At 73.7% G+C, this 23089-nt stretch carries 34 protein-coding genes; 6 read left to right on the forward strand and 28 right to left on the reverse strand.

All coding sequences use genetic code 11. The features are described from left to right. Positions 1–157: 157 nt before the first annotated feature. From O7629_RS01170 to deoC, 22 genes are all read right to left on the reverse strand, one after another. Positions 158–946 carry a hypothetical protein gene (locus tag O7629_RS01170; RefSeq protein ID WP_278167024.1) on the reverse strand — a complete coding sequence of 263 codons (789 nt, stop codon included), beginning with the start codon at positions 944–946 and terminating at the stop codon, positions 158–160. Then, positions 930–2339, reverse strand: a complete 1410-nt coding sequence (locus O7629_RS01175; protein ID WP_278167026.1) for a phage portal protein — start codon at positions 2337–2339, stop codon at positions 930–932. Before O7629_RS01175 ends, O7629_RS01170 begins: the two co-directional genes overlap by 17 nt. Then, positions 2340–4109, reverse strand: coding sequence for a hypothetical protein (locus tag O7629_RS01180; RefSeq protein WP_278167028.1), 1770 nt, complete (start codon positions 4107–4109; stop codon positions 2340–2342). Next, the gene (locus tag O7629_RS01185) at positions 4093–4530 is read right to left on the reverse strand and encodes a hypothetical protein (protein WP_278167030.1); all 438 of its coding nucleotides are present in this window, start codon (positions 4528–4530) and stop codon (positions 4093–4095) included. The genes O7629_RS01180 and O7629_RS01185 overlap by 17 nt, the downstream gene beginning before the upstream one ends. A 546-nt stretch (positions 4531–5076) precedes the next feature. Next, complete coding sequence (locus tag O7629_RS01190; RefSeq protein WP_278166992.1) at positions 5077–5379, reverse strand: hypothetical protein; 303 nt, start codon at positions 5377–5379, stop codon at positions 5077–5079. Then, a complete protein-coding gene (locus O7629_RS01195) occupies positions 5376–6182 on the reverse strand; it encodes a hypothetical protein (protein ID WP_278166990.1) in 807 nt (268 codons plus the stop codon). The genes O7629_RS01190 and O7629_RS01195 overlap by 4 nt, the downstream gene beginning before the upstream one ends. Further along, complete coding sequence (locus O7629_RS01200; protein WP_278166989.1) at positions 6175–7332, reverse strand: hypothetical protein; 1158 nt, start codon at positions 7330–7332, stop codon at positions 6175–6177. The genes O7629_RS01195 and O7629_RS01200 overlap by 8 nt, the downstream gene beginning before the upstream one ends. Before the next feature lie 118 nt (positions 7333–7450). Then, entirely contained in the window at positions 7451–7771 is a 321-nt protein-coding gene (locus tag O7629_RS01205; protein ID WP_278166988.1) for a hypothetical protein, read from the reverse strand. Beyond that, complete coding sequence (locus tag O7629_RS01210) at positions 7772–8080, reverse strand: hypothetical protein (protein ID WP_278166987.1); 309 nt, start codon at positions 8078–8080, stop codon at positions 7772–7774. After that, positions 8073–8300 carry a hypothetical protein gene (locus O7629_RS01215; protein WP_278166986.1) on the reverse strand — a complete coding sequence of 76 codons (228 nt, stop codon included), beginning with the start codon at positions 8298–8300 and terminating at the stop codon, positions 8073–8075. Before O7629_RS01215 ends, O7629_RS01210 begins: the two co-directional genes overlap by 8 nt. Then, the gene (locus O7629_RS01220; RefSeq protein ID WP_278166985.1) at positions 8293–8688 is read right to left on the reverse strand and encodes a hypothetical protein; all 396 of its coding nucleotides are present in this window, start codon (positions 8686–8688) and stop codon (positions 8293–8295) included. The genes O7629_RS01215 and O7629_RS01220 overlap by 8 nt, the downstream gene beginning before the upstream one ends. Further along, positions 8678–8911, reverse strand: a complete 234-nt coding sequence (locus O7629_RS01225; protein WP_278166984.1) for a hypothetical protein — start codon at positions 8909–8911, stop codon at positions 8678–8680. The genes O7629_RS01220 and O7629_RS01225 overlap by 11 nt, the downstream gene beginning before the upstream one ends. Further along, positions 8908–9174: a DUF6011 domain-containing protein gene (locus tag O7629_RS01230; RefSeq protein ID WP_278166983.1), complete on the reverse strand. Its 267-nt coding sequence runs from the start codon at positions 9172–9174 to the stop codon at positions 8908–8910. The genes O7629_RS01225 and O7629_RS01230 overlap by 4 nt, the downstream gene beginning before the upstream one ends. Next, complete coding sequence (locus O7629_RS01235) at positions 9171–9662, reverse strand: hypothetical protein (protein ID WP_278166982.1); 492 nt, start codon at positions 9660–9662, stop codon at positions 9171–9173. The genes O7629_RS01230 and O7629_RS01235 overlap by 4 nt, the downstream gene beginning before the upstream one ends. After that, complete coding sequence (locus tag O7629_RS01240) at positions 9659–10576, reverse strand: hypothetical protein (protein ID WP_278166981.1); 918 nt, start codon at positions 10574–10576, stop codon at positions 9659–9661. Before O7629_RS01240 ends, O7629_RS01235 begins: the two co-directional genes overlap by 4 nt. Continuing rightward, the gene (locus O7629_RS01245) at positions 10573–10887 is read right to left on the reverse strand and encodes a hypothetical protein (protein WP_278166980.1); all 315 of its coding nucleotides are present in this window, start codon (positions 10885–10887) and stop codon (positions 10573–10575) included. Before O7629_RS01245 ends, O7629_RS01240 begins: the two co-directional genes overlap by 4 nt. Continuing rightward, complete coding sequence (locus O7629_RS01250; RefSeq protein WP_278166979.1) at positions 10884–11303, reverse strand: hypothetical protein; 420 nt, start codon at positions 11301–11303, stop codon at positions 10884–10886. The genes O7629_RS01245 and O7629_RS01250 overlap by 4 nt, the downstream gene beginning before the upstream one ends. Beyond that, a complete protein-coding gene (locus O7629_RS01255) occupies positions 11300–11740 on the reverse strand; it encodes a hypothetical protein (protein WP_278166978.1) in 441 nt (146 codons plus the stop codon). The genes O7629_RS01250 and O7629_RS01255 overlap by 4 nt, the downstream gene beginning before the upstream one ends. Further along, positions 11737–11988 carry a hypothetical protein gene (locus tag O7629_RS01260; protein WP_278166977.1) on the reverse strand — a complete coding sequence of 84 codons (252 nt, stop codon included), beginning with the start codon at positions 11986–11988 and terminating at the stop codon, positions 11737–11739. Before O7629_RS01260 ends, O7629_RS01255 begins: the two co-directional genes overlap by 4 nt. After that, positions 11985–12680 carry a hypothetical protein gene (locus O7629_RS01265; RefSeq protein WP_278166976.1) on the reverse strand — a complete coding sequence of 232 codons (696 nt, stop codon included), beginning with the start codon at positions 12678–12680 and terminating at the stop codon, positions 11985–11987. Before O7629_RS01265 ends, O7629_RS01260 begins: the two co-directional genes overlap by 4 nt. 1366 nt (positions 12681–14046) lie before the next feature. Continuing rightward, entirely contained in the window at positions 14047–15141 is a 1095-nt protein-coding gene (locus O7629_RS01270) for an aldehyde dehydrogenase family protein (RefSeq protein WP_278167032.1), read from the reverse strand. A 5-nt stretch (positions 15142–15146) separates the two neighbouring features. Continuing rightward, on the reverse strand, positions 15147–16112 hold the full coding sequence (deoC, locus tag O7629_RS01275; RefSeq protein ID WP_278166973.1) for a deoxyribose-phosphate aldolase: 966 nt from the start codon (positions 16110–16112) through the stop codon (positions 15147–15149). A 142-nt stretch (positions 16113–16254) separates the two neighbouring features. Here deoC and O7629_RS01280 point away from each other — a divergent pair, with 142 nt between their 5' ends. Continuing rightward, positions 16255–17556 (forward strand): glycosyltransferase, encoded by a 1302-nt coding sequence (locus tag O7629_RS01280; protein WP_278166972.1) that lies wholly within the window; start codon positions 16255–16257, stop codon positions 17554–17556. 454 nt (positions 17557–18010) lie between these two features. Here O7629_RS01280 and O7629_RS01285 read toward each other — a convergent pair whose 3' ends face one another. Further along, a complete protein-coding gene (locus O7629_RS01285; RefSeq protein ID WP_278166971.1) occupies positions 18011–18349 on the reverse strand; it encodes a hypothetical protein in 339 nt (112 codons plus the stop codon). A gap of 5 nt (positions 18350–18354) precedes the next feature. Then, on the reverse strand, positions 18355–19119 hold the full coding sequence (locus O7629_RS01290; RefSeq protein WP_278166970.1) for a GntR family transcriptional regulator: 765 nt from the start codon (positions 19117–19119) through the stop codon (positions 18355–18357). Between the two features lie 237 nt (positions 19120–19356). Here O7629_RS01290 and O7629_RS01295 point away from each other — a divergent pair, with 237 nt between their 5' ends. The 5 genes from O7629_RS01295 (at position 19357) to O7629_RS01315 (ending at position 20997) form a co-directional block, all read left to right on the forward strand. Continuing rightward, positions 19357–19530 (forward strand): hypothetical protein, encoded by a 174-nt coding sequence (locus O7629_RS01295; RefSeq protein WP_278166968.1) that lies wholly within the window; start codon positions 19357–19359, stop codon positions 19528–19530. Beyond that, positions 19527–19808: a hypothetical protein gene (locus O7629_RS01300; RefSeq protein WP_278166967.1), complete on the forward strand. Its 282-nt coding sequence runs from the start codon at positions 19527–19529 to the stop codon at positions 19806–19808. Before O7629_RS01295 ends, O7629_RS01300 begins: the two co-directional genes overlap by 4 nt. Next, complete coding sequence (locus O7629_RS01305) at positions 19805–19996, forward strand: hypothetical protein (RefSeq protein ID WP_278166965.1); 192 nt, start codon at positions 19805–19807, stop codon at positions 19994–19996. Before O7629_RS01300 ends, O7629_RS01305 begins: the two co-directional genes overlap by 4 nt. 190 nt (positions 19997–20186) lie before the next feature. Continuing rightward, positions 20187–20396: a hypothetical protein gene (locus O7629_RS01310; RefSeq protein WP_278166964.1), complete on the forward strand. Its 210-nt coding sequence runs from the start codon at positions 20187–20189 to the stop codon at positions 20394–20396. 175 nt (positions 20397–20571) lie between these two features. Then, positions 20572–20997, forward strand: coding sequence for a hypothetical protein (locus tag O7629_RS01315; protein ID WP_278166963.1), 426 nt, complete (start codon positions 20572–20574; stop codon positions 20995–20997). Positions 20998–21055: 58 nt separating this feature from the next. Here the strand turns inward: O7629_RS01315 and O7629_RS01320 are convergent, their stop codons facing one another. From O7629_RS01320 to O7629_RS01335, 4 genes are read right to left on the reverse strand one after another with little or no spacing between them, the layout of a single operon-like run. Next, on the reverse strand, positions 21056–21322 hold the full coding sequence (locus tag O7629_RS01320; RefSeq protein WP_278127510.1) for a hypothetical protein: 267 nt from the start codon (positions 21320–21322) through the stop codon (positions 21056–21058). A 2-nt stretch (positions 21323–21324) separates the two neighbouring features. Further along, positions 21325–21624 carry a hypothetical protein gene (locus tag O7629_RS01325; RefSeq protein WP_278127511.1) on the reverse strand — a complete coding sequence of 100 codons (300 nt, stop codon included), beginning with the start codon at positions 21622–21624 and terminating at the stop codon, positions 21325–21327. 25 nt (positions 21625–21649) lie between these two features. Continuing rightward, positions 21650–22144 carry a hypothetical protein gene (locus O7629_RS01330; protein WP_278127512.1) on the reverse strand — a complete coding sequence of 165 codons (495 nt, stop codon included), beginning with the start codon at positions 22142–22144 and terminating at the stop codon, positions 21650–21652. Next, positions 22144–23004: a peptidoglycan recognition family protein gene (locus O7629_RS01335; protein WP_278166962.1), complete on the reverse strand. Its 861-nt coding sequence runs from the start codon at positions 23002–23004 to the stop codon at positions 22144–22146. Before O7629_RS01335 ends, O7629_RS01330 begins: the two co-directional genes overlap by 1 nt. Between the last annotated feature and the right edge of the window lie 85 nt (positions 23005–23089).

Below are 23089 nucleotides of genomic sequence, written 5' to 3' on the forward strand. Positions count from 1 at the left end.
AGCCTCTCCAGTTCGGCGTGGTTGGCCTTGGCCTGGTCCTCGTGCTTACGCGCGAGGGCCTTCCACTTCTCGGCTTCCGCTTCCCAGTCCTTGCCGCCCGTGCCGGCCGGCTTGGCGGTCTGGTCGGTGGTGCCGGTGTTGTCGTCCGCCATCGCGGTCACTCCCGTGTCGGGTCGGTCCGGCCCGTGTCGGGCCGGAGGGTCTGATCACCGGCGAGGTACCGGCGGAACGCGTTCAACGCGTCGTTGCTGGTGCCCCGGCTCAGTTCGCCGGACTCGCGGGCCTGCCGCTGCGCGGCTTCCCATGCCCGGCGTAGCCGTTCGTTGCCGGGCACCGGCCGCGACCCCTCGTAGAACGGCTCGGCGGTGCAGGCGCAGTGGTCGTGGGCCTGGAACCGGGCACCGCGCTGCGACTTGAACGCCGGCCCCCGCGAGGCGATCATGGCGCAGAACGCGCACGGCGACCCCGACGTGACCCGCTGCCAGCCGGCCGCCTGCCGGTCCGCCCGCACCGAGTCGGTGACCGTACGCCGGCCGCCGCCGAGCACCATCCACACCGCCGACCCCGACGCCCGCACCAGGCCGGTCCGCGCCGCCGCCTGCGCCGACTGGCCGGCCGCCGCCGCCGACCGCATCCCGGCCAGCCCGGTCGCCCGCAGCACCGCCCGCACCGCCGGCGCGTCCGGTGCCTCGGCCAGCCGCGCCGTCGCCGACCCGGCCACACCCTCGGCCGTCCGGAACCGCTCGAAGTACGCGGCCGCCAGACCGGCCGAGTCGCCGTGCCGCTGCCGGATCAGGATCTCCGCCGCCACCGCGAACCGCTCGAAGTCGCCCGGCCCGATCAGCGACCACAGCTGCACCAGGTCCCGCAGCACATCCGCCCGCAACGTCAGCTGCGCCTGCCGGTGCGCCCGGGTCAACGCGGCGCCCTCAACCGTCAGCGCCACCAGCGCCACCCGGATCATCCGGGTCCCCGTCGTCGGGGCCGGTGGCCTGCCGGTCCAGCAGCGACGTCAGGTTGGCCAACGCGTCGCCCTGGGCGGCGGCCGCCTTGAACCGGCGGATGTCCTGCTGGGTGACACCCGGGATCCGGTCCCACAACTCCTGCGCGGGAACGCCGAGCATCTGCGCCAGCTTGCCCAGCCCGTCGACGACCGCGGCGAACGCGGCCGCCGACGTGTCCCGCCACACCACCTCGGCGTCGTCGGGCACCGGCACACCCATCAACGCGCCGACGACCTGGAACGACTGCTCGTGCGACTCGCCCATGCCGGTCTTACGCTCGTCGACCTTGCGGTCCCGGCCGGCCTCGGCCGCCGCCAACGCCTCCGCGGACAGGTTGACCAGCTCGCCGATCAGCTCATGCACCGGCGTCTGCGACAGCGTCGCCACGAACTTCGACGTCGACTCCCGCGACGCCAGATACCCGCTCAACTCCGTCTGCGAGAACTCACCCAGCCGCATCTCATCGGGCATCGCGTCGAACGTCCAGAACTGCGACGCGGCGGACCGCATCTTCGCGTCGCGGTCCTCCGGCGTCCACCCGATCGCCCACCGCTGCCGGAACGCGCTGTACCACTCCGCGCCCTTGAGCGAGAACGAGGTGAGGTCGAGCTGGTCCTGCATCGGCATCAGCGGCGCGACCTGCCCGACCACCACCCGGCACTGCGCACTCAACCCGCCGGAGAGCAACTCCGGCTCGGCGTCGTCGTCGGCGTCCAGGTCCTCCGCGTCGCGGTAGCGCACCACCGGCGGCCGGTCGAACCCGTGCTCATCCGCGCTGACCGCATCCAGCCGGCCGCCCCGCTCGACCAGCCCGTACACCACGGTGTTGTCGTAGAGCCGCCACCGGCCCGGCACCGGCAGCTTCTCCAGCGCGATCTCCGCCCAGTCCGGATCCTCGCCGTACATCGCCGTCACCTGCCGGGGCGACCGCGGCCGCATCACCGGATACGGATCACCGGGGGTGATCACCAGGTATCCGGTGCCGTACGCCACCGTCGCCCGGTGCAGACCGGCCTGATGCTTGTTCATCCGGTTCGCCAGCCACGCCGACCACACCGGCGGCGTCACATCGTCACCGGACTGCGGATCACGGGCCCGCAGCCCGTCGACGAACAACGCCTGCGTCAGGCTGTTGACCACGATGTCGATCACGTTCACCCGGGAGATCCGGGCCATCTCCCGCACCTCACGCGGCGCGTCGGACGGGATCACCGCCGGCAGCCGCTGCTTGCCCGTCCAGTAGCGGCGCAGCACGTCGAGCTCGGCACGCTCCGACTCGTGCGTGCGCCGCAGCTCACCCGCCCGGGTCGCGGCAGCCTCAGCCGTCAGCGCCAATCAGAACACCGCCTTCCCCGCCCCCGCGCGTCGTACGCGCACCTTGCCGCTGTTGAGCGCCAGCCTCCGACCCATCCGGGCCCCGACCATGCACACCGCCAGGTCGACCAACTTGGTCGAGTCGCGGGTGATCTTCCCCAGGCTCACGCCCCACGGGTTCGGCCGCCGGCGGGCCGCGTGCACGTGCATCCGCAGCGCCGCCTTGCCGTCATGGGTGAGCGTGCCGTGCTCGTCGATGTCCGCCGCGCACTGCATCGCCGACTGGGTGAACAGCCGGTTCCGTTCGACCGCGCCCGGTGTCTTGATCCGCATGTCGAACAGCACCGAATGACCGCGGGTGCCCGGGGTTGCCCAGACCGGCAGCTTGCGCCGGAAGTCCCGGTGCAGGCCGTCAATCATCTCCATCCAGTACAGCGACTCGTCCTCGTCGTCGCGGGCCGGCGACGGGTCGATCCCGCACCACACCACCCGGTACCGGTCGAACGCGGCCCGCACCGCCGCGTCGACCTCATGCCGGGGTGCCAGCCAGCCCTTCCCGCGATCGCCGTGCGGCCGCTGCCACACCCCCAACGTGATCACGTGCCCGTCGGAGATCCGGGCCCCCACCAGCCCGGTCGCGTCCGTACTTTTCGAGCAGTCCAGGAACAGGGCCAGCTGTTCCCGGTCGGCCACCACCAGGCCCGGCCGCGCCAACTCGTCGAACCGGCGCGGATCGATCCACGCGTCCTCCGCCGTCGCCAGACCCGACAGGTAGTAGCGGATGCTGTCCGCCTCCGACGTCGACGGGTCGAGCATCTCGTCGGACAACCGCTCCAGATCCGCCCACGGAGCGTCCATGTACGCGGCCCGCAGCCCGGCCATCCGCGACGCGTCGTCGTACAGGTCCGTCGTCGGCGGGGCCTCGATGCTGTCGTAGAGGATGTCGCGGCGTTTCGCCTGCCCGGACACCTGCTTCTGCCACGCCTCGTACGACCGTTCCGCCTCGGAGTCGCCGCCCTGCTGGTGAGCGTTCGTCATCTCACACAGCCGCGCCTGCAGATCCTTCGGCGACTTGCCGACGTTACGGCGGGCCACCGCCGCGACCTTGTGACCGCCGGAGCTTTCGGTCATGTGGTGCGACTCGTTGAGCAGCACGAACGTCGCCGGGTCACCTTCGGCGGTCTTCTCACTCGCGGTCAGGATCTCCAGCCGCCCACCCGACTCCTTCAGGATCGTGCGGGTCTCACCACAGTCGATACCGAAGAAATCGCGTGTCTCCTGGCACAGCATCGCGTTCGCCACCCGAAGCACGTCCTTCGACTGCGCTTCGCTGTTGCTGGCGATCTGGACCAGCGGCATCCGGTGCCGGACCCCGACCCACCGGCCGTCCCGGTTCACCAGCCGCGTCGGACCGATCAGCTCCGCATCGCACAGCGACGCCCCGAACGGGTCCTTGCCGGTGCCCTTGGCGCCCCTCTTGACCGCCCGCCGGTACAGCCACCGGCCCGTCCGCGGGTCGTACGCGTACCAGACGTGCATGTACCTGCGCTGACCCGGCGTGTACACCCAGCGGCGGCCGGTCTGGTGGTCGACCAGCCCCGGCACGCCGGTCCGGTCGTACGTCCGCCACTCCGCCCAGCCGATGATCTGCGGGCCGAGACTCGGCGGCAGATCCGCCAGGTCCTCCGGCCACGGCAACGTGCACCACGCCCCGGTCCCACGCCAGCGGTCCAGGTAGTACCCCGGCGGCAGCTCGACCAGGTCGTCAGTCAGCTCACCCGTAAAGGTCACGGTAGTCGTCGAGCTGGACGACGCCGGACTCGTCGCCCCCGCCGGCCGGCCCGGACGGCGGGTCGACGTACCGGATCCGCAGATCCCGCCGAGCGTTCAGCGTGGTGCCGAGCAGCTTCTCCCGGATCCGCAGCTCAGTCGCCGACGTCTCACCCGCCGCCCACCTCGCGTGCACCTCGGCCGTGTCGATCGCGAACTGCCAGTCCGACGACGTCCACAACCGGCAGTGCGGCATCGTCGACACCGTCTCCCACCACCGCCTGGTCGCGGCCGGCCACGACCCGCGCCGCGTCTCCCACGCCGGCGGCTTGTCGTCGACCTGGACCCGCACCATCCGCGTCGGCAGCGACGGACGGTCACCGTCGTAGGGGAGGTCCGGCACCTCCACCCAGTCATGCACCGCCGGTACGCGGTGCCGCACCTGGCTACGATCCGTCTTCGGTTTCCGACCCGCAACGGCCACGCTCAGCACCTCCCACCAGGGCAGATAGATTTGAGTTCTATACAGTGGCCGAGCCGCTAACCCCCACCGCTGAAGGCCCCCCGCCCCGGGGGGCACCCCCCACCCCTACCGTCACCGTCAGTGACAATCAGGCCAGGATGGGCGCCTCGATCCGGCCGCCGCCTCGTCGGCCGCGCCGCGTTGCTCGCTGCCGCGCCCTGCTGCCCGGTCCGATGCGCGTGACACCGCGAGCACACCCCGCGAAGGTTGTGGTCGCCGTGATCCTCCGGGTCGCCGATGTGGTCGACCTCGGTGGACTGTGCGCCCCTGCAATGCGTGCGCAACGTGCACGTGCGGTCGCGGCGCAGGATCCGCGGGACGATCCGGGTCCGCCACCCCCGGGGCAACGGGGCGGTACGCCACTGGCTGGGGGTCTTGCGGGGGCGGGGATCCATCACGCCGCACTTCCCGATCGTGGGCAGACTCCTGGCGCTGCACCAATGATGAGATTGGAACGCGATCTTGTCAAAGTGCCCTCCGTCGCCCTGGCCGGCCCGCGCGTCCGGTATGTGCCTCGACGTTCAACAACTGCTCAGCCTGATAGCCGTACACCCGGCCACGGCGTGCCGGCGGGTCGACGTGAGGGAACGCGGCCGCGTCGGGCGGGCAGGCCGGGCAGTCCGCCGGATCGGCACCGGCGACATGCCCGGCAGCACGGGACCTGCGCACCCAATCACCCAGGCAGTGGCGGGCCACCTGCAGCTGCAGCACGGCGTACGAGGTGGTCCACCACTGCCGGCCCTGCCCGTCGACGACCACCCCGCTCACCGTACGGTCCGCCGATCCGACCAGCCGCCATGCCCGGCCGCCGCCGAACCGGTCACCGGCCGCCCTTGCCGGGCGACCCGGTCCGCGATCGCCACCGCCTGCGCCAGCGTTGGCAGCTCCGCCCGAGTCCAGACGTGGGCGAGGCCCTGACGGCGGTCCCGCCGCAGACACCCGCACCCGGCACCCGCGCACCGGCAGGCCCGTCGGACACACGAGATGGTCCACAGCGACTTGTCCGCGCCCGGGTGGGCCAGCTGCAGCGACGGCGACCCGCAGGCCGGGCAGCGCCACGCCACCGGCCGCACCGGCTCTGCCACCACCCCGGCCGCCTGCCGGGCGGACGCGACGGCGGTCGCCAGCTCGTCGACGAGCCAGCTGAGTCGTCGGCGGTCGCGTAGCTCGTCGACGACCGCCGGCCGGCCCGGCCCGGCCTCGTCGAGCCAGGACAGCACCTGGTCGACGTCGGGCCCGCCGACCCAGCTGGCGTGCTGCCAGGCGGCCACCCGGTGCGCGATGTCCAGCACCCGCCGGCGTACGGAGGCCTGCGCGTCGACCACCGTGACCGAGGCGGCCGCCGGCGACGGGGGCAGAGCCGACAGGCCACGGGAGATGTTCCACTGCCGGTACGCGCGATCCGCCCGGCCCTGCGCCTCCAGCCGCTCCGCCTGGGCGTCATCGACCGGCCGGCCCGGCCGGCGCTCCCGGCCCGGCTCGACCAGCAGGGCCAGCCACGAGTAGGCCTCCCGCAGCGCCTCGATCTGCCCGCGCACCGCGTCCGGCGTCGGGTCGGTCTGGTTAGCCACCGGTGGGTTCCTCTCCGGGCGGACGGGTGGGCACCGACCCGGCGGGCCAGCGGTAGTCCGGTGGGCCGGGGTCGGGGATCGCTGGGTGGTCGGCTGGTGGTGGTGCGGTTGGTCTGGCAGGTCCGCGGCTGCGTCGGTGGTAGATGTCCGGGTACTCCTGGGACCTCACTGGCTGGCCGGTCCAGGCTGCGGCGGGCGGGGGTGGCGGTGCTGATGAGCGCGGTGGCCCGCCCCGACCCAGCCCGGACCCTTCCGGGCGCTGTTCCCTCATCGGGCCGTCGCTGGTCGGTGCTGGTGTTGGGTGCAGTGGTGGCGTGTGATCGTCGTTCGCATCACTGTCGGGACCGGTGATCGGTTCGTCATCGCGATCACTGGTCGGTTTTTGTTCGTGTTCGTGGTTCGTCGTTGATTGGTCGCTGATCGGTCGGTGATCCGCCGGGGCGGCCGGGATGGCGCTGGCCGGCGGCGGGTCGAGCACGACGGGGCCGCGCGCGTGCCACGCGGCGGCCTCCTCCGGGGTGGGCGGGGGCAGCAGCACCATGTCCGCCTCGTCGGGCGTCCTGTGCCCCTTGGACTCGTTGCACCGGCCACACGCCACGACGAGGTTGCGTCCCTCGGGGCCGGCCGGCGCGTCTGGGTCGACGTGGTCGTACTGCAGACGCTTGCGTGCGTCCTTCGCGCGGCCGCTCTTGGGGTTAAGTGGCCCGCTGTGGCAGAAGCGGCAGCAGCCGCCGTCGCGGCCGTACACCAGTGCCTTCAGCCTGCTGTCGCGCAAATCAGCCTTCTGCGCGCGGTTGCGGTTGTACTCCTTGCGCGACGGGTTCCGCTTTGAGAACGCATGGACGCGGTAGGCGTAGCCGTCGATCCACACGCCGTCGCCGAGGCACTCGCACTCATCACCACGCCGGTGGAGCAAGGGCGGCCGGTCCAGCACCGCCGTCGCCAGCAGCGCCAGGACCTTGGGCCGGCCCCGGCACTGAGTCAACGCGGCCTGCTCGGTGAGGTAGCCGTCCGCGAGCACGCCGGCGGTCGTGCTCTTGCATCGGACGTACGCGGACTGCAGCCGGTCCGCCATGTCGACGTTCCCTGCGCTGAGCACATCCCACACCGGCCAGTTCGGGAAGGCGTCGTCTTCGAGCCAGTAGGGCATTACCGCCCCCCGTAGATGATCATCAACGTCTATGGATTCCTGTGGATGCGATGCGGCCCGGCCCGCCGTTTCGGCAGGCCGGGCCACGGAGAACAGCAGCTGGGCAAGGGCGATGGACTCAGTCGGGCGGCGGGTCGTCGGCAGACGCCTCGGCCAGTTGCCGCCGCCAGCCCTCGGCCACGGCGAGCAGCAGGAACGGCCCGCCAAGTTGCCCGCCGCACCTGTCGAGGATCTGCTGGCATAGCCGGATAAGGGCGGTCCGCTGCTCAGTCAGGCGGGCGACCTGCGCGCGCAGCGCCTCCACCTCGTTGGCGGCGGCCGCCGTGCCGGGCATCACCGGCACCGGCACGCCGACCCGGCGGAGCGCCTGAACGGCGTCGCAGGCGAGGCGGCCGAGCTCGGCCCGGACCGCCGCCTCCACATCCTGCTGACTCGTCACTCAGCCCACTCCCGTCTCGATGTCGTCCAGTCGCACCGGCTGCGCGCCGGCGCAGGCCTCGCACAGCGAGCCCGGCTCGCCGACGTGCGGCCGGTAGCAGCCCGCGCAGGACACCAGTTCGTCCAGCACCGGCGGCCGGGCCGGCCGAGGCCCGGCGGTCGCCTGCGGTGGGTCCGGGACCGGTTCGCCGGCGAGCGCCCGCCGCACCAGCGCGGCACCACGGTGGGCACGCTCGGCGGCCTCGGCCGGTGTCCGGGCCCGCCGGGCGGCCAAGTCCTGCTGCACACGCCGGAGGTCGCGGTTACGCACCGCCGCCTCCGGTCAGGTGGTAGCGGCCGTGCCAGGAGTACCGGCCCTTGCTGATGAGCTGCGGATCGACCGGTGCTGGCTTGCCAGCCTTGGTGGTCGGCACGACGAGGAGGCCGATCAGCCCTAGGTGGTCGCGGACCCTGATGAGGTGGTCCCACGTGCTGTGCACCCAGACCTCAGTCCCCAGCTCCTGTCGCGCGGGCTTGGTCGGGTCACCCATCGGTCACCTGCGTCAGCAGGATCTGCGCGACCCGGGCAGCGCGGTCACACGCCGTCGCCCAGCGCCACGCGTGGCCGGTGACGGTGTGCTCGTCGCCGGACGGAGTGATCACCGTGGCGTGCCACCGCCAGCGCCGGCCGAGCCAACCCGCGCGCTCGACGCCCGTCGACGCCACGGCGGCCGCCGGCGACGCTGGCGCCGGTTCGGCGACGGCCGGCCGGGCCACCGGCTTGACGGGGGCGGGCCGGACCGGTGCCGGCGTCCGGAGGGCGGGCCGCCGGGCCTGGCCGAGTGACCTGCGGACGTCGTCCGGGTAGACGGCCTGACCCGGCCGGGCAGCCATCGCGGCCCGGTACGCCGTCTCGAACTCGTCATCCTCAATCGGCATCTCGTTCTCCCAAGATCGCGGCGTCCCGAGCCGCCGCAGCGGCGGCGAGGACCGGGGACACCGGGGTGGTTGGCAGGGTGATCGGGTGGTGCGCGTCGCCCGGCTCGCCGAGCAGCCCGCACACGACACAGACCCGGCGGCCACGGTGGTCCGCCGGCAGATCTCGTGTGGCCTGGTGGAGGTGCGGCGGTACCCGCGACCGGGCCGGGGTGCGGCGGGTCACCGGGATGCCTCCTCGATGACGCCGGCCGGGTCGACGAGCGTTGGTCCGTCGTGGCCGGCGTCGCGGCCGCCACGCACCCGCACCGGGTCGGGGAGCACCGAGGCGGCCGCCGCCTGTTCCTGGCGGCGGGCCTCGGCCCGCCGGCGCCGCCAGCACAGCGATCCGACCCGACGCGCCCGCGCTTTGGGGTCGGTGAGCGGCGTCGCGCAGTCCAGGCACAGCACCGGAGGCAGGTCCGGCCGGGCCGGCGGGCGCGCGGTCACGCCAGTCCCTGGGCTCTGAGCCGCAGCATCCGGTCCGCCTCGGCCGTCAGCAGGGCGGCGGCACGCACGAGGTCGGCGACGCGGTCACCGTGCTCCGGATAGCCATCGACGTACGGCCAGTCGAGCCAGGTCGACTCCGGATCGGCCCACCAGCACGCCATCTGCCACAGCTGGCCGGACGTGCGCTGGTCATCGTGGACGGCGTCGTACCGCTTGCGTTCGATCTGCCGGAGCCGTTCCTCCGCGACGCGCAGCAGGGCCGGCGACTGGCAGGACCGGGGCGCGGCCTCCGGCACCATCCGGGCCCGCAGCACATCGCGGACCCGACCAGCGGCGGCGACCGCCCGCGACCAGCGGCTCTCACCCGCTGCTGCGGCGTCCGCCGACTCGATCGCGGCCGCCAGGTCGACCAGCAACTCCGGTGACTCGAGCGCCGTCCGGGTCTCCGGCGGCACCCGCCACAGCGCCGGCTGGGTCTGCCCGGTCACTGGCTGACTCCCCGAACCGGTGAGGCGGCCATCCGGCGCAGCGTGTCGACGATCCAGTCGACTTCCTCCACCGGGCCGCCCGGCGGCCGCGACTGGTCGACCACGCCGGCCGACCCGATGTGTCCGCACCACTGGCTGTACTGGTGGCTCATCGCCCGCAGACGCGGCAGGTAGATCAGCCGCGTCCCCGGCCGGGGTGGCTGGACTCCGGCGTCCCGCAGGTCCCAGTCCAGGGCGGAGACCTCCCACTCCGACCAGGCCACGACCCGCCGACCGGTCACCCAGGCCGCCACGCCCGGCGCGGCGGCCTCGACGAGCCGGCCGCCGGCCGGCAGGTCCCGCTTGCGTTTCGGCCGCCGGTCCGGGATCAACGTGATGTGCAGCCGGTCCACCGCCGGATCGGCGAGCGACACGACGACGAGTTCGGCGACGGCGGTCCGCTTCACCGTCTGCCCCGGCCCGGCGGGGGCCAGGTCGATCGACCGGGTCGCCACCACCATGGCGGTCGGGTCAGCGAGTGCCTCGGCGGCCCAGGCGGAGGCCTCGGACCGCTGCTGGGCGCGCCAGGCGCGGACTTGGTCGTAGCGGTCCTCGGCGTCGCAGGCCGGGCACCGGTGCGCGCCACGGCCGTTCGACGGCAGCGGCCCGCCGGCGTCCCACCCGCACACCTCGCAGTGCCGGGGGTAGACGCGGCTGGCCTCGGCCGCCGCCCGCTGCCGGGCGGTCAGCGGCCGCATCGCCACGGTGTCGGCGACCGTGAACAGGTGCGTGGTGTCCTTGCCGCGGCTGTAGCGGAGGATGCCGGCCGGGGCCTGGTCGGGTGCGGGCTTGCGGCGCATCCGGCGCAGCATCGTCACCGTGGCCAGGCCGTCCGGGATCTCCCGCACGCCGTACACCGGCAGGTTGGCCGTCATCGGCTCACCTCTGTCTGTGTCTGGGGTGATGGCCAGCAGTGCGGGCACCAGGCCGCGCGGTAGCGCTCGGCGACCACGGCGGCCGCGAGCACCTGGCCCTGCTCCCGCTCGGCGGAGCTGACGAACCGGCCGCACACCGTCCGGCGCTGCTTGTCGTCGGTCGTCGGCCGGATCTTGTGGGCGGTGACACCGGCACGGGCGACCGCGATCCACACCTGTGCGCGTGCGCCGGCCGCGCCGGCGAGCTCCGCCGGTGGGGCCGGGGCCCGGGTGGCCGCACGGCGCGGCCACCCGGGCGTACCGGCGGTCACCACGACCCGCCCCGGGCCGTCGACCTGGCCACGTGCTGCGCGAACCACGGATTGACGCCTGCTGTGGCTGGGTTCGCGGCGGCCCACTGGCCGGTGCCGTCGTCCGGCGGCTCCGCCCGGCGCCGGCCCGTGTCCACGACGGGCACCGGAGCCGAGCGGTACACCCCGCCAGCGGGCGCCGTACGTCCGGTCACGGGCTCCGGCCAGCGTTCGCCGTCGACCGGCTCCGGCCACGGCAGGGCTGAGGCGGGCAGGTCCTGCGTCAGCTCGACGCGCAGCGCCGACAACTCCCCGGTGTGCATGTCCCAGCCCTCGTGCCGGTCCTCGGCGGCGGCGGTGCTGAGGAGGCCCCGGCGCACGGCGGCCGCGAGCGCGGCGACCACCAGGCAGGCTGCCGCGACGATCAGCAGAATCATTGCTGCTGTCCTCTCTGCTCGGTCTGGTCGTGGGCGGTGGTGCTGGGGCGGGCGAGGTCCAGGGCGTCGCGGACGTCGCGGGTCAGGCCCGCCACGCGGGCGGCACGGGCCCAGGGGTCGCCCCGGCCCGCACCGGCCACGGTGACCGCGATCAGCGCCACCACCGCGCCGATCACCGCGCTGACCGGTACCGACACCGCCACGGTGATCGCGACGACCGCCCAGGTCGACAGGTCGTGATGGCGCGGCCGGACGGCGAGGGCGGCGGTCACGGACGCCCAGTGCTCGTTCAGGCGGCGGGTCCGCCGGCGGCGCACCACCACGGCGGCCCGGAGCGCGCCCGCGAACAGCAGCAGCGCGGCCGCCAGCCACAGCGGGTGGATCGGCGCCGTCCACCATCCGGACCCGGCCCAGAAATGCGAGGCGAACACCTTCATCGGCGCGCACCTCCCGCCGGCTGGTGCTCGTCGAGCAGCGCGGCCAGGCGGTCGTGCCACGCCCGGTCGGCAGCGGCCCGCCGCGCCTGCCGGGCCGCCACCCGGGCCGCCCGATCAGCCCGCCGGGCGGCGGCCGCACGGCGTGCCCGACCGGCCAGCACCCGCACCGCGTGCCCGCCAGCGACGATCAGCGCCATGATCAGCAGCCCGCCGGCCTCGGGCAGCGCGGCTGCGATCCCCGTGGTCACCGGCGATCACCGCCCAGGGCGGTCCGGATCGCGCCGAGCACCAGGCCGGCCGTGTCCGGGGTCTCCCACATGCCCCACAGGGCTTGGCGGAGGCAGGCCGGGAGCAGTCCGCGGCTGCCCAGGCTGCAGGCCAGGGACAGAAGGTGGTGCTGGGCGTCGGTGATGTCGTCGCCCAGGGCGTCATCCAGTGCGGCCAGGTGCAGGGCGTTCCATCCGACGACGCCGGGTGAGGTGATGCGTCGGGTCACGGCCGGGTGGTCGAGCAGGCCGGCGCCGGCCAGCAGTTCGACGGCGGCGGCCTCGCACGGGTCGGTTGCCTCGGCCAGCAGCGCGGCGGTGACGTCGGCCGGCTGGCCCGGTGCCGGGGTGGCCGGGGGGCGTGGCGGGTCCTGCGCCAGCGGTGCCGGGCCGGCGGCCCGGCCGGCGGCGTGCGCCCGCGCCAGGAGGCCGATCACGACCTGCACGGTCGCGGTCTCCCAGCTGGCCAGCCAGGCGAGCACCCGGTGGTCCAGGTCGCCCAGCTCGACGCCGGCGTCGACGGCGGCGGCGATCAGGGCTGCCCGGCGCGTGCCCTCGGCCGTGCCGTCACCGGGCCGGATGCGGCCGGTGGTGTGCAGTTCGGCCAGTTGCCGGGGCAGTGGCGCGGCCAACGCCTCGTCCTCGCTGTTGTACGGTCCGATCTTGGCGGTCACAGGTCACCCCCGGTCGGCTGTGCCGGCACCACCACGGCGGCGGTTCCCCGCGCAGGCGGGGCCGGCTGGTCGGCGGGGTCGGCGTCGTTGTAGACGTACATCTCGATCGACAGCGGCGCGGACGACCCGCCGAGGTCATCGGCCGGACCGCCGCCGGTCAGCAGCTCGGCGACCAGGCGCTCACCGACCGGGACCACGTCGGAGCCGAGCTCGGCGGCGAACGCCTGCAGACCGGCGAGGTTGGCGGCGCGGCCGGTCACCTGCAGCCGGTCGACCGGCAGGATCGACGGGTCCCGCTCGGCGGCCGCGACCAGGGCGCGCAGCCCGTCCAGCATCAGCTGACGGCGGGTCCGCACACGCAGCGCCTCGGCAGCGGCGGCCACCGTCTCCTCGTCGACCAGCGGCACCAGGTCGTCGGCGTGGTGCTCGGCGTACTCCGGGCCGGCCAGGAGCACCCCGACCAGTCCGGCGGCGCCAACCTCGACGGCGCGGACCTCGACACCGGGCACGTCGTCCCGGCCGGTCGCCACCCACATCCCCGGCCGCAGCTCGGTGGCACGCACCGACGGAATCGCGTCGTCTGGGGCCCGGCCGGCGTCGACGGCGGTGACGTTCGCAGCTGCGAGCACCGCCAGGCGCGGCCACGCGCCGGCCGGCACGTCGGCCAGGTCAACTCCCTCGGCGGAGATCTCGCCGCACCGCACCCGCTCCGGAGCGCCGACCAGCCCGGTGTCCAGCCCGCCGGTCCGGGCCTGTTCCGTCACCACGTCCTCGTGCCCGGCGCAAACCCAGATGGTGCCCGCGTACGTCCGTGGGCCGGTCCAGCGCAGCGGGTGTGGCTGCGTCGCCACACCGGCCACCGCCGGCCGGCCGCACCGCTGGACGACGTCGACGGCGACGTCAGCGGCCGGGGACACCGGCACGTCCTCCGGCGAGTCGGCGGTGGTGGCGCCGGCGATGTGCTCGTCCAGCAGCGCCAGCGCCGGAGCCATGCTGTCGAATCCGTCCACGGCCAGCCCGCAGAGGCACCTGGCGCCGCAGCCGGCCGGGCCGGACCAGCCGCCCGCCACCCCGTGCCCGCCGGCGTCACCGGCCGGGTCGGGGTCGGGGGTCGGGTCGACCGGTGCGGTCTCCGGACCGGGGCCGGTGCCCGCCGCCGCCCGCTGCAGCGCCTGGTGCTCCGGTCCGCCGTCGGGGGTGAGCACCGAGTCGGCGGCGACCCGCCAGATCTCGCCGCACACCGCCGCCGTCGGGATGATCGGCGCGAACACATCGACCACGAGGCCGGCGGCGCGCAGGCCGGCGGTGGCCTGGTCGACGTGCGCATCGCACGTCGAGACGGTGCCGGCGTACGCCCCGGTCCGGATCACACCCGGGCGGATCGGGGTCGGCTGGCCGGAGTCGTCGTTGGTGGTGGCCACCACGGTGTTGACGGCCGGCTGGCCGCAGATGTCGGACCTGGTCGGTACGGTGTCCGGTTGGTTTTCGGTACTCTCGTGTTCCACGTCGACCTCTCACGTCGATGGTTGGGATGGGTGGCCCTTGCCGATGTCGCGGCGAGGGCCGCTGCCGTTTGTGGATGGGGTGCGTGCGCCGGCCCTCCCCGGCACGGCGCACGCACCCGACGACGCCCGGACCGCCGTGGGGAAGACCGGCGGACCGGGGCGGTGGCGGCGAACAGCACCAGGGCGCCGGCGGCGGCCAGGGCGGCCGGGTCGACCAGCCCGCGCGTCAGCAGCTCGGCGCCGCCGACCGCGACCAGGCCGACCAGCGCGCCCAGCACGAGGGCCACGCCGAGCAGCAGGCGCAGCGCACGAAGTGCTCCCCGGCCGGCCGGTCGTAGCGACCGCTGGAGTCGGCCCGTGGGGACCACTCCAGGTCCCGGCCGGCCGGGGAAGACCGGGGTTACCCGGCCGGCGGCGGCGCCCTCCCAAGCAGCCGCCGCCGGCCGAGCTGGACCAGCCACCAGGAGGGCCGGTCCATCCACCAGGGCGGAACGTGAGACAGCGCCCCTGGTGGCCGTCTTGTGGATGGTGATCATGCCGCGCCCCAGCTTGTCGGCCCAGCCGGCGTAGTAGAAGAAGTGCGCCGACGCCAGCGGCAGGTCGACGTCACGGGACTCGCGGATCGGTTTGCCGTTGTCCAGCGACTCGAGCACGGCCAGCTCGCGGCTGCGTTCGGCGAGCGCCCGGGCGATCCGGAACAGGTACTTGGCCCGGTCGCGGCCGGGCATCGGACCCCAGACCCGCTGGTACGCCGTACGCGCGGCGGCCACCGCCCGGTCGACGTCGCCGGGGCCGGCCTCGGCGACCTCGGCGAGGACCTCCTCGGTGGCCGGGTTGACGGTCTTGCGGGCCCCGCCGTCGGTCGGGTCGACGAACTCGCCGTCGATGAACAGGCCGTACGAGTCGCGGATGGTGACGACCGAGCGGGACTCGGGTGCCGGTGCGTAGTCGAACACGCTGATCAGTCCAGGGTGACGTAGTCGGGACCGGAGTAGACCCCGGTGTGCAGCTTCGACCGCTGCATCAGCAGGTCGTTGAGCAGGGTGGAAGCGCCGAACCGGAACAGGTCGGGGGTGAGCCACTCGTCGCCGGCGGTCTCGTTGACCAGCACCAGGTACTTGATCGCGTCCTTGGTGGTGCGGATGCCGCCGGCCGGCTTGACGCCGATCCGCCGCCCGGTGGCGGCGTAGAAGTCCCGTACCGCCTCCAGCATGATCAGGGTGACGGGCAGGGTCGCGGCGACCGGCACCTTGCCGGTGGAGGTCTTGATGAAGTCGCCGCCGGCCAGCATCGCCAGCCAGGAGGCGCGGCGCACGTTGTCGTAGGTGGCCAGCTCCCCGGTCTCCAGGATGACCTTGAGATGGGCGTCGCCGCAGGCCTGCTTGACCGCGACGATCTCGGCGTACACCTGCTCGTAGCGGCCGGCGAGGAACGCCCCCCGGTTGATCACCATGTCGATCTCGTCGGCGCCGGCGGCGACTGCCGCCCGGGTGTCGGCCAGCTTCACCTCCAGCGGCGCCTGCCCGGACGGGAAGGCGGTGGCCACGCTGGCCAGGTGCACGCCGGAGCCGGTGAGCGCCTCGGCGGCGGTCGGCACCATCGACGGGTAGACGCAGACCGCGGCGACCGGTGGGCAGTCCGGGTCGGTCGGGTCGGGGCGGCGGGCCTTGGCGCACAACGCGCGTACCTTGCCGGGGGTGTCGGCGCCTTCGAGGGTGGTCAGATCGACCATCCGGACGGCCAGGTCGATCGCCCACGCCTTGGCCGTCGTCTTGATCGACCGGGTGCCGAGCGTCGCGGCCCGCTGCCGCGCGCCGACCTCATCGACGCCGGGCAGCCCGTGCAGGAAGCTACGCAGGGTTGCCGCGTTCCGCCCCACCTCGGCCAGATCGTGGCGCGCGGGTGCCGGGGTGCTCACCGCTGCCATGCCGCGAGTCCTGTCATGCCCGCGAGTCTACGTCGCCAGCGAGTTCACGATCTTGGCCGTCGGCTGATCGGACGAGCAGACTTAACGGCGCTGTTGGCCTACCGTTACATCATGTTGGCCCCGGTGACCCACCGTGCCTGACGTGCGAGCAGTGCACTTCACCGACACGTACCTGCCCCGCCGCGACGGGGTGGTCACCTCGCTGCGGACTCTCGCGGCGGCGTCGGCCGCCGCCGGGCATCCCGGCCTGATCGTGGTGCCCCGGCACCCGGACCAGCCGACCGAGGCGGACGTGCTGCGGCTACGTGCGCTGCCCTGCGGAGTCGCCGACCTGCGGTTGTCGCCGTGGCTGCTGCGCGGCGCCGCCGCCACCGGCACCATCGCCGAGATCGCCGCCCACGCCCCGGACGTGGTGCACGTGCACACCCCCGGACCGGTCGGGCTGCTCGGCGTCCTCACCGCCCGCCGGCTCGGTCTGCCGCTGGTCCAGACCTACCACACCGACCTGCACGCGTACGCCGACGCGTACCGGGTGCCGGCCCGTGCGCTCAGCGCCGGCGTCCGGCTGTACGCCCGCCGGCTCGGCGTACCCCGCCCGGCGGCGGCACCGGCCGGCCACGCCCGTGACCACCGGCCGATGGCCAGCGGCGCCGTCGCCCGCCGCCGGGCCGCCATGGACGCCACCAACACCCTGCTGCTCGGCGGCGCCGACGCGGTGGTGGTGCCGACCCGGGCGGTGCTGGACCGAATCCACCTGCCGGTGCCCGCCGACCGGGTGCACCTGGTGCCGACCGGGGTCGCGGCCCGCCGCACCACCGCCGACGAGATCAACGCCTTCCGGTACGGCCACGGCATCACGCCCAGCGACCGGGTGGTCCTCTACGTGGGTCGGATCAACCGGGAGAAGGGCATCGACCTGCTGATCACCGCGTTCGAGCGGGTGCTGGTCGGCTGCCCGACCGCCCGGCTGGTGCTGGTCGGTGCCCTGTACGAGCCGCGCTGGCTGGCCGCGCTGCTGCGCACCATCGACCCTCGGGTGGCTGCCCGGATCACCCTCACCGGCCAGCAGGGTCCGGAGGTGGTGGCTGCGGCGTACGGGGCCGCCGAGGTGTTCGCGTTCGCCTCGCAGACCGACACCCAGGCATTGGTCCTGCAGGAAGCCGGCCTGGCCGGGGTGCCGGTGGTACTTGTCGACCGGGCGTTGCACGCGCACGGCGCGCTTGCCGGCGCCGCACTGCGCACCGAGCCGCAGCCGGGTGCGCTGGCCGGCGGGGTGCTGCGGCTGCTGCTCGACCCGGACACGGCCCGCCGGCAGGCGGCCGCGGCGGCGGCCCGCTGCGCCGAACACACCCCGGCCCGCTACGCCGAGGCGATCCGTGAGGTGTATGCGTCGGCCGCCGGGCTGGCGAGTAGGTTCAACGACCGTGGACGTACTCGTCGTTGATCAGTCGTCAACCATGACTGAGGGGCACCTAACTGGATGATCATCCGGTCGGACAGACGTATGACCCTCGCGTCCTGCTGGCTGGGATCCCGGCCGATCACCCGAGGTCAATGCCGTAGCGATCCACTTACGGTGAGATCTTCAAACGGGGACTCCACTGCCGGAGGCGCATCACCGATGATGCTCGAACGACTGTCCACACCGATTATCGCCGCCGCCGCGCTCGCGGCTGGCGTCGCGGCACACGCCGCGATCTCCCGCACCCGCAGCCGCGCCGTGGCACGCGCGTACGCGGATGGGTTCATGGACCGGCACCGCCTTGACCGGCACCGCCTTGGCCGGCCCGTCGTCCGATCTGGAGACTGAGCCGGGGCGGGGGGCGGGGGTGGGGCTGAACCCCTCATCGAGGACCCCCCCCCCCCCCGGCTCAATGTCAACTTTAGATCACTAGCAGTTACGTTGGGCCGGTGTGTGCAGGAGCTGCACCACAGTGCCGGGCGAGCGCCGCTGCGGCGGCCCGACCAGTGGAGAACGGGCCGAGCCGGTCTGACTCGTCCAGCCGTGCGGCTGTCCACCCGCCGAGCAGCCGCCCCGGCTCCGACCACAGGTACCCGAGCAGCACGCCGTCGCACGCCGCCACCCACCTGGTGGCCCGTTGGTCGACGGGCGCGTACCGCAGCCCTGGATGGGACATCACGGTGTCCAGCGCGGCAGCCGCCAGCATCTCAGCCTCGGCCTCGTCGACCGCCGTAGCGGCCGCGGTCAGCTTTTCCAACGCCTGGACCCGGTCCATGATGGTCACCTCTCGCCCCGTATCGGCAGATCGTCGTACACGTACGTCACCCGGCGGGCATCCGACACCACCTGCAACGCCTCCAGCGGCCGGCCGGTGACGTCTCGCGTCGTGCGCCACAGCTCAAGCACCCAGCCCACCGCCGCCAAGCCCAGGTCCGATTGCTCGGCCAACGCAGCAGGCCGCGCCGACAGCTCCTCGCTCGCGGTCGCCGGCCGCATGCCGGCAGCGGCCAACGCGGCGTACACGCCGCCGACCACCTTGCCCTGCCCGGCGAGCGCCGTGCCCGCCACCAGGTCACGCGGCATCCACGACTCATGCAGCTGGACGACACGGCCGTCCATCAAGTGGCGACGGCGGCGCAGCACCATTGAGGCGCCGGCAGGCAGAGCCAGCCGCGCGGCTACGCCGGGTGGTGCAGGTATGGCCTCCTCGACCGATACGACTTCCACCGACCCGTCGATGCCCTGGTCGGCGCAGGCGGTCTCCCACGGGCCGAGGTTCGCCCGAGTGCGGGCGGGGTCGGCGACGGCTGCGTACCGCGCCAGCGCCAGCCGCACCGGTGGCGCCGCGACTCGCGTTCCTGCGGCCCGGGCCGACTCGAGTACGCCGGCGGCGCGCAGTTCGGCCAGTGCCCGACGCACCGTCTCCCGTGACACGCCGTACCGCTCTGCCAGGGCGTGCTCGGTCGGGATCTGGGCGCCGGGCGCGTACTCGCCCGCCGCGATCGCCTCGCGGAGGTCCGCTGCGATCTCCCGATAGCCCGCCATGTGGCCCAGTTTAGGCGTACGCAAAGCCTTGACGTCGCGTCGTTACTGCGGTCACACTCAGTCCAACGCTTTGCGTACGCAAAGATGGGCGGGCCGCTCAGCCGCCCAGCCGGCCCGGTCCTGATCGGCATCCAGCGCGCGGATCCGCGGGGCCGGGCCACCCCGGATCGGCGGCGGTCCGGCCGGGTTCCCCCGTGCTCGCCGGGCCGCCGCCCCGCTGACTCGAGGAGCGCGAAGATGATCGGGAAGTGGTTCCTCCGCGACGCAGGCGTGGTCGACGTCGTCCGTCCGGTGCCCGGCCGCCGCCGGTGGGTCGACCAGCCCGCCCGGCCGACCGACACCCGGCCTGCGACCCGCACCGACCGTGCCGACCAGCGCGGCGGCAACGGCGGCCGCACCATCCTGCCGTGACCGGCACGTCCAGACCGGCCGCCCCGGCCGTCGAGCCGGCACACACCCCGCACCGGCCGACGTGGGACTGCGTCGTGTGCCCGGACGGTACGCCCTGGCCGTGTTCGCCGGCCCGCGTCCAGCTGGCGGAGGCGTACGCCAGCGAACCGCTCGCGCTGTCGGTCGACATCGGCGAGATGCTGACCGTCGCGGCTCGCGAGGCGGGTATCACCGACCCTGCCGAGCTGCACGAGCGGTTCGTGGCGTGGACCTGGATCGACGGGAGTCCAACGCGGTGACCGCGATGGACGACGGGCCGATCACCGATCAGGACATCGACGACGCGGCGGCCGGCGCCGTGCACGCACACGCCGCCGGCCACCGCTGTCACACCGACTGCCCCGGCACCGAGGACTGCCCGCAGCTGGTGTGGGCCCGTACCCGCCGGGCCATCGCCAAGTACCGCCTGGTGCGGCGATCCATATGACCGGGCCGATGGACGACGCCACGGCGGCGCGAATACTGGCCATCCACCACGGCCCGCCACCACCGGTCTGGCCACGATGCCCGGAGTGCGAGCCCGAGGGGTGCCCCGACCTGATCCGCGCGGTGCAGTGGCGCGCGGACCGACGGGATGAGCTGGACGATGCCGGCGTGGCCGACCATCCGCTGCTGTCGTGGCGGTGGCCACGCCGGACCACCCTGCTCTCAAGGCCATGGCGGTGCACCGTGCCGTCACGGCCGTGATCGTCGTCCGGGTCTACGGTCGGAGCGGGCAGCTGCTCTGCCTGGACGTGACCGCCGCCGCGCCGGGGGTGTGGCTGCGCGCCCAGACCGGTGAGCCGTGGTGGCCGGCGCGCTGGCGTGTCGTGGTGGAGTGGGCCTAGCCACGAGCATGCGGCGGTGCACCCGAGTCTCATCCCCGTAACGGTGGGTGTCGCCTGCCCGACGGTCCGATGGCGTGCTGCGGCCGCCGCTGGCACCGTGATCGCGCCCGCCCGTACCCCGACGGCCCCGCCCCGGCCGGCGACGGCGGGGCCCCACGAGAACCGAGGAGACGACGTGCGTAACAGAATGTTGGTGGCCGCGATCGTGGCGGCCGCCGTCACCGCTCTGGGCTGCGGTGCCGGCTCTGACGAGGACGCGGCCACGCCGGCCCCGACGTCGGCACCGGCGGACGACAGCCTTGCCTCCGCCGCTGCGGCCGCCGGGATCCCGCCTACCCCATCGCCTGAAGATTGGGCTGCCTACATCAGCGCGCTGAAGGACATCAACCCGGACATCGTCGGAGACAAGGACGAGAAGACGATCATCGACCGTGGCCGGAGCCAGTGCCAGTCAATCGGCAACGGCGAGGCAGACGAGGCAAAGCTCGTCCAGCTCACGAACTTGCGATTTTCGGCGCCGGGGTATCCGGACGGGTTCGGGGAGGAGACCGCCACCCAGATCCTGGCTGTGGTGCGGCAGTACATCTGTCCAGACTTCTGAGACATGGCGGAGCGGCCCCGCACCGGACTCGGTGCGGGGCCGCTGCTGTGTACGGAGGTCAGCGTCCAGGCGGGACCTCGTGTCGGGGTGCGGACGCCAGCCACGGCGCGTACCGCCGCATCCAGGCGTCGACGCCGGGGATGGCCATGACTCGGGTGATGGCGCCGGTGACCGCGACGACGCCGGCGACGGCCGGCACGGTGTCGATTCCGGCCTCGGTCGCGGCGAGCGGGATCAGCGGCAGCGCGGCGATCGCCGCGGCGACGGCCGTCCGGAGGGTGGCCCGCCACGGGTGGCGGGACTGGGTGGTGACAGGACTGGCCATGGTCATCGCTCCTCGTCGGTCGCGTCGACGGCCGCGCGGACAAGGCAGTCCTTCGCCTCGACCGCCCGGCGAATCGCGGTGGTCAGCTCCGGACCGTCCGGGAGGTCCGCGACGAGGTCGAGCACCGCGCTGCCGATGCGGGCAGATACGGCGGCCAGCGGTGGCGGCAGGTGCGACCAGGCAAGGTGCCGGGCGATCTGGACGGTCGACCGGTGTCGGCCGGTCAGCGCGGCCTCGATGCCGGCGCGGGTGCCGGCCGCCGCCTGCAGCGGATCGGCTGGATCGGTCGGGGTCTGTGGCACGAGGGTCTCCTATCTTTCACCGGCTCTATGCCGGCGATGGGCGGGCAAGGTGCAACTGTGCGGTCAGGTCCTCGACCTGGCCGCGCAGCTGCAGGATCGTGGCGTCGCGGGCGGCCAGGACCTCACGAAGCCGGTCCCGGTCGCCTTGGGTCCGGCGTAGCTCGTCGGCCAGGCCCGCCTCAGCGGTCGCCAGTTGCGCCAGCCGTGACTCCAGGTCGGTCACCCGCTGGCGAAGCCTCTCCTCTTCAGCACTGGTGAGCCGCAACGCCTCACGCAGGTCGGTGATCTGGCTCCGGGCCCGGTCCAGCGCGTCTCGCAGGTCACTTGTCAGCTGCTGGTAGACGTCCTGGCTGATCCGGGTCGTCTCGGCCTGCAGGTGCTTCGCCTGGGCGGCGGCGTGCTGGGCCTGGGCCTGGCGGAGCCGGCGGCCGACCATTGCGCCGGCGGCCGGCCCGCCGACCGCGGCGCCGAGCACCGCCGCGCCGGCGCCGACCAGCGCGGTGAGTAGGCCTGGGTCCATCAGTTGGTGGCGAGCAGCGCCCGGCCGAGCGCGGCGGCGCGCTCCTCGCCGAGGACCGCGACCAGGGCGGTCGCCGCTTCCTCCGGTGGCCGGGCGGCGAGCCCGGTCAGCACCCCGGCGATGATGGCGTCCTCGTCGACCCAGTCCCGGCCGAGCGCCTCCCGCACCTCCACCCGCAGGGTTGCGACGTCACGAACCGCTCTCGCGGCATCAGCGGCGGCACCACGGGCCGCCGTGTGCAGCGCCGGCCCATCCTTGGGGTAAATCCAGCCGTTGACCGCGATAGCGATCCTGCGGAGGTCTTCCTCACTGATCACGTCATCTCCTTCGACGATTTGCTTCGCCCTGGCCACGATCGCCGGCTTCTGGGCAACGATCGCCGGCCCCGGGCATTGGCTGTGTCCCCAGTCGTATCCGTTCTCGGCGCCCATGCTGTGGTGGCCGAGACCGCGGCCGTCAGGGGACGACGCGATCTGCAGCCGCACACCGTGCTCGGTGTGGGCACGGGCCAACAGCTGGGCGTTCGACTCCAGTTGCGGCGGGGTCAGCGGGTCCGGCAGGAAGCCTTCGTTCTCGATGCTGAGCCAGGTGCGGTTGCCGGCCCGCTGGGTCCATGCCCGGATGTCGGTGTCGACCATCTGTGCGATCCGGCCGTCCTTGGCCACGATGAAGTGCGACGACACCCGCGACGCCGGGTTGCGCTGCCAGGTGATGGTGCCGTCGAAGTATCCGGCGGCGATGTGCACCACGACGCCGTGATGCGCGTCCAGGCGGTCCGCCGGCTCGTCGGGTTTGCCGGTGCCGTTGCCGCTGTTCACGGTAGGGCCACGCCAGGTGGCGAGGTCTGTCCATCTGGCCAATTCAGGACACCTCCGGGAAGTCGTCGTCCCAGCCTGCTGCGTAGGCGAGCAGCCCGCCGACCAGGCCGACCAGCGCGGCGGCGGC

It is taken from the genome of Solwaraspora sp. WMMD792, from assembly GCF_029626105.1.
Lineage (GTDB): Bacteria > Actinomycetota > Actinomycetes > Mycobacteriales > Micromonosporaceae > Micromonospora_E.